Source organism: Chryseobacterium sp. JAH (assembly GCF_001507335.1).
Classification (GTDB): Bacteria; Bacteroidota; Bacteroidia; order Flavobacteriales; family Weeksellaceae; genus Chryseobacterium.
Map to the genome: position 1 here is coordinate 69,622 of NZ_LMAH01000012.1, position 8,068 is coordinate 77,689.

The window sequence follows — 8,068 nt, forward strand, 5'->3', positions numbered from 1 at the left end:
CAAGGAATAATAGAAGCTATTGCTTAGAATCTTGTAATAGAAAACTGGTAATTTTTAAACACACAAGACGATAAGTAAGCGGCTCACGACCTAGGCGTGGGTCTCTTCCTCTTATCTGTGTGTAAGGTATACCAGTACCCCTATTACTGATAATGTAGAGTTCCATGCCGTCTTTTTTCAATGCAGTTCGCCAAAATCTACAAAAAGATCTAAGCCCGCTTCACCAGATAGAGTATCTTGACATGATACAATAGGGTGTACAACCTATTGCGGCTTTTAAAGCTTACACGGGACAAATTTTCATACCTATTAATTAATGCTTTCCGGTGTCTTTTGGTCACTGCTCAAAGACCTCACCATGTCCTTTTTCAAACCAAAAGGCACTTAGGAAAGTTTTGTTTTCAAACACATGAATCCAGTCGTCATGGCTTCGGAAGGCTCAGCCTGACAATCCGCAAGCCTATTAAATTAAAAGAAAAATGAAATAGAACTTCGCCAGGCTCAGCCTGACAAGAAATCGGTTTACGTAAAAAAAGCCCCTTCCTATAAGTCGACTAAAACAATTCGGAAGGAGCAATGATTATTTAAATCGTTTAATTAAAAACTTTACAAAACTATGAAAAAATCCTATAATACTATAGGAAGTATTGGCCTTGTCCTTATGTTGACCGTTGTTTGCGGTTCAGCTCAGGCACAGTCCAAAACCGTCACGGGAAAGGTTACCGTAGCAAAAGGAGATCAGATGTTGCCTCTTTCGGGCGTCAGTGTTTCCCAGGTGGGAAGTGACCAGACTGCGGTTACGAATGCTCAAGGTGTTTATCGGTTTGAGATTTCCGGAGATGACGGCAACGGGAATGGCATTCTTGTCTTCAGGCATCCTGATTATGCAGAACAGAGAATTCCTTTGGATAATCGGTCTGTTGTAGATGTTGGGATGTTTGTAGTAAATGATGAAGACGGAAATGAAAAAGTGCAGGGAATCGAAGAAGTCATTCTCAACGCAGGCTACTATAAAGTCAAAGACAAAGAAAGAACCGGAAGCATTGCCAAAGTTTCAGCAAAAGATATCGCCAATCAACCTGTGACCAATGTTTTGGTAGCAGCGCAGGGGAGAATGGCAGGAGTCAGCATCACCCAAAATTCAGGTAGTCCTGGTGGAGGTTTTGATGTTCAGATTCGGGGACGCAACAGTCTGAGAAATCTGACCAACTCAGAAATCGACGGCAATCAGCCTCTCTATGTGATCGACGGTGTTCCTGTAGGCGGTTCTGTGACCTCACTGTACACGGCAACCATCTTTCCGGCCAGAAACATCAATCCTTTAAACAGCATCAGTCCGAACGACATCGAAAGTATAGAAATCCTTAAAGATGCAGATGCTACGGCGATTTACGGATCAAGAGGAGCCAACGGCGTCATCCTCGTGAATACCAAAAAAGGTAAATCCAAAAGGGTCGTCACAACGCTTAATACAAATTACGCCCTGAGTTCGGTCACTTCCCGCATGAAGATGATGAACACTGCGCAGTATCTGGATATGAGAAAGCAGGCCTTCACCAATGACGGAATCAACACGTATCCGGTCAATGCCTACGATATCAATGGGGTCTGGGATCAGAACCGTGATACGGACTGGGCAAAATACCTTCTGGGAAATACCGCTGCGTCGTATACCACTCAGTTATCCCTGAGCGGTGGAAGTGAAACTACTTCATTTTTACTGAGTCTGGGGCATACCGAGCAGGGATCTATCTTCAGAGATGATTTCAGATACAGAACCAACACCGTCAACGGGAGTATTTCTCATCAGTCATTGGACAAAAGATTTCAGCTGACGCTGTCTAATATTTTTTCAAAGACCGATAACAATGTGATCCGTGAGGATATTTCGCGTCCCGCTTATCTGTTATCACCCAATGCTCCGGAGCTCTATCAGAATGACGGCAGCCTGAACTGGGAGAACAATACCTTTAACAATCCGGTTGCCCTGTACAACAGTACTTATGAAAATGATAACCTGCAGTTTATTTCCAACCTCAATGTGCAGTATGAGTTGCTGAAAGATTTCAGGATCAGACTGAACGGAGGGATCAATTACAATACCTTTGAAGAATGGGCATTTCAGCCGAATACGATCTACAATCCGGCAACCGCAACAGGACAGTCGAGTATTTATTCAAGAACCTCCAAGAACAATCAAAACCGGTTTTCTTACATTCTTGAACCACAACTGGAATGGAGCAGGACAGGGGAGAAGCATCAGATCTCTGTACTCTTAGGAAGCAGTATTCAGAATGAGAATAACAAGTCGGGTTCTCTCGTAGGAGTAGGCTTTGACAGTAATCTGTTCATGAATAACATCAGTGCTGCCAAAACCAGAACCATCGGCAATCAGATCACCGCTGAGTACCGGTACGCCGCTGTATTCGGAAGAATCAATTACCAATACCGAAAGAAATACATCCTTAATATAACCGGCCGGCGAGATGGAAGCAGCCGTTTCGGTCCGAATAACCGATTTGCCAATTTCGGAGCGGTGGGTGCTGCATGGTTGGTATCCAATGAGAACTTTTTAAAAGATTCAAAATGGATCAGCTTTGCCAAAATCCGGGGAAGCCTGGGGACAGCAGGAAGCGATAATATCGGAGACTATCAGTACCTGGATAATTACACGGTTTCTACGCTGATCTACAATAATACCGCAGGACTGCTTCCGTCAAAACTATTCAATCCGGATTTCAGCTGGGAAAAAACAACCAAGCTGGAAGCAGCGCTAGAGTTAGGTTTTATAAAGAATGCCCTCAATCTTACTGCGGCCTGGTACAGAAACCGATCCTCCAATCAGCTGGTCGGAATTCAGCTTCCTGCCGTTACAGGTTTCAGTTCTGTACTGGCTAATCTGGATGCCACCGTTGAAAACAGCGGATATGAATTTGAACTGGGAGCGAGACCTTTCCGAGGGAAAGATTTCAGCTGGGAAACCAGTTTCAACATCAGTTTTCCTAAAAACAAACTGCTGTCTTTTCCCGGATTGGAGGGATCAACCTATTCCAACAGATATGTGATCGGTGAGTCTACTTCTATCGTCAAACTTTATCAGTTTGAAGGGATCAACCCTGCGACCGGTCTGTATCAGTTTACAGACTACAACGGAGATGGAAAAATATCGTCACCCAATGACAATAAAGTCATCGGCGATACAGATGTGAAGTTTTTCGGAGGCTGGAACAACAGTTTCAGGTTGAAGAACTGGGATTGTTCATTTCTGTTTCAGTTCGTTAAAAGGGATAATTTCAACTACAACAGAACGATGCTGATGCCCGGAACAATGAACAATCAGCCTGTAGAAGTACTGAATGTCTGGTCACCTTCCAATCCGTCAGGAATGTATATGCCGTACAGTTCTGGAGCCAACGGTACAAAAGCTTCACTGCACACGTATTTCCAAAACAGTACGGCTTCGCTTTCAGACGCATCTTTCATCAGGTTGAAAAACATTCAGATTGGCTACACCGTTCCTCTGGAGTCAGAGATTTTCAAAGCGGTGAAAATCTATCTTCAGGGACAGAACCTCCTGACGATCACCCAATACTTCGGGATCGATCCTGAATTTATAGCCTCGGGATTTCTGCCTCCGCTCAAAACCTATTCCATGGGTGCACAAATCAGTTTTTAACTCAAATCTTGAACAATGAAAAAAGTATATCAACAGTATATCATCGCAGTGACTGTAAGCATCTGCCTCTCACTGACCTCCTGTGAAAATCTGGTAGAGGTAGAAGATCCTACCAATCAGATCAGTGCCAACCTTGTTTTTGAAGATATGCAGACCGCCAATGCTGCGTTGGCAGGAGTATATGCCGGCTTGTGGGAAGATTCTCCCATATCCGGAGGGGCCAAGGGCTCGGGACCTCTTCTGGGAATCTATGCCGATGATCTTGACAATTATGCATCCTCCATTACCAATGCAGAATACGATCTCTACCAGAATATTCATATCGACAACAACAGTGCGGTATTGGCTTACTGGACTTCTGCTTACCAGAAAGTATATCAGGTGAATGCCATTTTAGAAGGGGTAGAAGTGTCTTCAGGAATCAGCCAGCAAAATAAGCAACGGCTGAAGGGTGAGGCATTAGCGATTCGCTCTGTCCTTTTTTTCTACCTCCAGCAGACCTTCGGAGCTATTGCCTATCCGGTTACGACCAATTATCAGATCAATCAAACCATTTCCAGAACTGCTTCTGATGAAGTATTAGAAAGACTGGAGAGTGATCTGAAAGAATCAATCAGCCTGCTGTCTGATCAGTACAGAGAATCCGAAAGAATTGTTCTGAACCGCAAGGCTGCTGAGTTTTTGTTGGCCAAAGTACTGGTGACTCAGGGGAAATGGGGCGAAGCTGAAATCCTGTTGAAAGGTATTATTTCCGATCCACAGTATCAGTTTGAAAATGATATTTCCAAAGTGTTTTTGAAAACCGGAAAGCACATCCTCTGGCAGCTCAAACCTAAAAACGCTGTGGATCCTACCAAAGAATCGACGCTGTATTATTTTGCCAATTCTGCGCCCTCAATTCATGCACTTTCCAATGATCTGATCAACAGTTTTACCGCGGGCGATCTTAGGAGGAACCAATGGGTTACAGGAGTAACTTTCAATCAGGTTATCAAATACAGAGCCTCAAAATACAAGGCAACGAGCAATAACAGTACGGAGTATTCGATCGTCTTCAGACTGGAAGAAGTAAATCTGCTGCTTGCTGAATCTCTGGCTAATCAGGATAAATTGTCGGAAGCGATTCCTTTGATCAATTTGACCAGACAAAGAGCGGGTTTACCTGCACTGCCGTTGACGCTCTCTAAGCTGCAAACACTTCAGGAAATTACGGCAGAAAACAGAAAAGAATTTTTTGCCGAGATGGGCAACCGGTTCATGCATCTGAAAAGAAGAAACCTCTTATCGGAACTCGTTTTGTCTAAACCCAATTTCAAGACCTTTCATCGGGTATGGCCGGTTCCGATGAAAGAACTGTTGCTGAATAAAAATCTTTATCCTCAGAATGAAGGCTATTAAACATCTGATCATGCTATTCGTTTTCATACTGTCACCATTGCTGAACGGTCAGATAAAGAACAGCCAAAACTCACCGGCGCTAAACTCCGCCGGCATTTCTCCATCAGCTGAACAGTACAAAGTCAGCATAGCCGGTCAGTCTGAGGACATGGAGTGGGTAGCTGTACGAAAATGGTATTATAAAAACAGTCATACGACACTGGTATTTAACAGAAACAGCGTTCAAAAACCTGTACTGACATTAACCAAAATAAGTTCGGTGGAATTCTTAGGGAAAAATATATTGCTTGCAGCAGGCGAAGGAAAAGCTTGGTTGTATGATGTAACGATGAAAACTAAAAAAGAGTACCCCGATATACTTCAAGTTGCAGTCAGTGAATCCAGGAACACCATGTTTGCGGTATTCTATAAAGATGGTGTGTCAGAAATCTTTGACAAAAACGGGAATTCAAAACATAAGTTCTCGGAAGTTGTAAGCATTCAGGCTCTAAAAGAAAAAGGTTTTTTGATTCGTCAGAAAAACAGATCAATCAGTACAATCAATTGGGTTAAAGATTCAGAAGTAATCCCACTATTCAGTACTTCTGCATCCATCGCCCATTTTAAAGTTTCCGATGAAGGTAATGTTATCATGATCAACGAAACGGTCAGTCATCATAACAATGAAGTCAAGCAGATAGGGACAAAGAAAATACACGTTATTGAACTCAATACAGGAAAATCTGTAGGATTTGACCTGAGTCATGAAAATGATTTTAATGACTTCACCATGTCCAGAATCGGTAGCTCCAAATCATTTCTGGTGAGTCTGCAAAAAAAGCAGGAAGCGAATAATCAATTGCTGGAGATTTGGTACAGCAATGAAAGCAATATCAAATCTGTATATCAGGGAAAAACCTTAAAGAAGTTTTTTGTTGTTGATTTAAATAACCAGACTGCTGAACAATTAAATGACTATTCGGAAGACATGTTCATCGCATTCACCAACAACCGGTATTTGTTGAAATACCATCCACATCGTGGACAGGATTATGTATTCTGGAAACCAACCGTCAACATCAATCTGTATGATCTCGGTTCTTCCAAAGAAACCTCCTTAGGAGATTTTGCCGGAGTTGACTACAAAGCTCCGCAAGTCATCTACAGTCCGGACGGTCAGTTTATTTTAGGAAGTGAAGACAGAAAAAAATGGAAACTGTGGAATCTCGAAAATTTAATGAAAACAAAAATTGCTGCTGAGGATTTAAAAGTTCCTGTTTTCACAGAAGACAGTCGGTCTGTTTATTTTAACAGTCGTAACGGCATCAGAATATTTGATCTTGCATCAAGTAATCTCACTCGAATGCAAGGTACAGAAGGGGAGGCCAGTTTGGTAACTATTGATATCAACCGCCAGTTTAACGAATACCATTTTGCCTGCCAGACTGTAAATCCCGAAAAACCATTGCTGATCAAAACTGTTGATCCTAAAAACAGTTTGGTAAGCTATGACGTTATGATGCACGGTAGAAAGAAGAGTATCATTTTAAAAACGAAGGATAAAATTTCAGACGTATCGTATAATTCATCGGTCAGTCGATTCTTTTTTCTGGCGGAAAATTTTAACAAACCTCCGGAATTGTACAGTCAGCAAAATAAAGAAAATGCAAGACTAATTTATTCTTCCAACAGTAGCGATACAACCGCAAGTCAATTTAAACAGGAGATTGTCAGCTATTCAAATTCTGTAGGTCGACTATTAAAGGGAACTTTGTATTATCCGCTGAATTATGATGCTTCTAAGAAATATCCTCTGGTCGTAAAAGTGTATCAGAATCAGAGAGCGCATGCAAAAGAATATTTGATTAAAGGATATGCCAGTTATGTAGCCTATGATAAAAGATCTCTGATTGAAAGAGGCTACTTTGTCTATGAACCCGATATTGTATTTGGAAAAAAGGGGACAGGGGTTGAAGCTTTAGATTGTGTTAATCATGCATTAGATGCCCTAAGAAATATACGTTCAATAGATTTCAAAAAGCTAGGTTTGATCGGGCATTCACATGGAGGATATATCACGAATTTTATCGCAACACAGTCAGACCGCTTTGCGACTTACATTTCAGGAGCGGGAAACAGTGATATTATAAGATCTTATTTTTCCTACAACAGAAACTTTCATACCCCATTTTACATGCAGTTTGAAAGTGGTCAGTACGAAATGCCTGTCCCATTTTCTGCGGACAAAGAACTGTATATCAAAAATAATCCGATCTATTATGTAGATCAGGTTTCAGCACCAATATTATTATGGGCAGGAAAGAAGGATGAAAATATTTTCTGGGAACAGGCTCAGGAGTTTTATATCGGTTTAAAGCGAAATCATAAAGATGCAGTCGCACTGTTTTACACTAAAGGAGATCATTCGTTAAGCATGAGTACGGAAGAAAAAGAGGATGTACATCAACGGTCAGCAGAGTGGCTGGACTATTTTCTGAAAGATGTGAAAAATGTGGAATGGATTGACAGGCAAATGAAAGATGAATCTCTTCCAACAGAAAACCTTCAAGAAGTTGGTAGGTCACGCTAAGTATGAATAAATACAAGTTCTGGAGCAAAACAATCTTTAAATATTGCCTGTTCTATTTCGCCAGATAAAGCATCAAAGGTACTTTCGGGAAAACCGGCCGGAACTTATATACAAACAGTAACGTATGCTGTGACCGCCTTATAATAGAAGCAAACAGCAATTTCATATAAGCTATTAACACGCAAATCGTTAAGGTTTTTCATTTTAGCAAATGACAATCCTGTAGTTATTTTACTACATGAACTTCCATTTTCTACTACAAAGAAACTTTTATCGCCGCTGTAGATTTGTAGTGTTCAAAAGAGAACAATTAAATAAGAAATAAAATCAAAAATTAATATCATGACAAAACAATTCGCAATCGCAGCCTTAACTATCGGAGCCATCATATTAGGAACTAACAATGTTCAAGCTCAAAATACTAC

At 41.4% G+C, this 8,068-nt stretch carries 3 protein-coding genes; all 3 read left to right on the top strand.

The features are described from left to right. Nucleotides 1–616: 616 nt before the first annotated feature. From AR685_RS17665 to AR685_RS17675, 3 genes are read left to right on the top strand one after another with little or no spacing between them, the layout of a single operon-like run. On the top strand, nucleotides 617–3,676 hold the full coding sequence (locus AR685_RS17665; protein WP_059125425.1) for a SusC/RagA family TonB-linked outer membrane protein: 3,060 nt from the start codon (nucleotides 617–619) through the stop codon (nucleotides 3,674–3,676). A gap of 15 nt (nucleotides 3,677–3,691) precedes the next feature. Then, nucleotides 3,692–5,074: a RagB/SusD family nutrient uptake outer membrane protein gene (locus AR685_RS17670; RefSeq protein WP_059125426.1), complete on the top strand. Its 1,383-nt coding sequence runs from the start codon at nucleotides 3,692–3,694 to the stop codon at nucleotides 5,072–5,074. Further along, nucleotides 5,061–7,643, top strand: coding sequence for a prolyl oligopeptidase family serine peptidase (locus AR685_RS17675; protein ID WP_059125427.1), 2,583 nt, complete (start codon nucleotides 5,061–5,063; stop codon nucleotides 7,641–7,643). The genes AR685_RS17670 and AR685_RS17675 overlap by 14 nt, the downstream gene beginning before the upstream one ends. The last annotated feature ends 425 nt before the right edge of the window (nucleotides 7,644–8,068 follow it).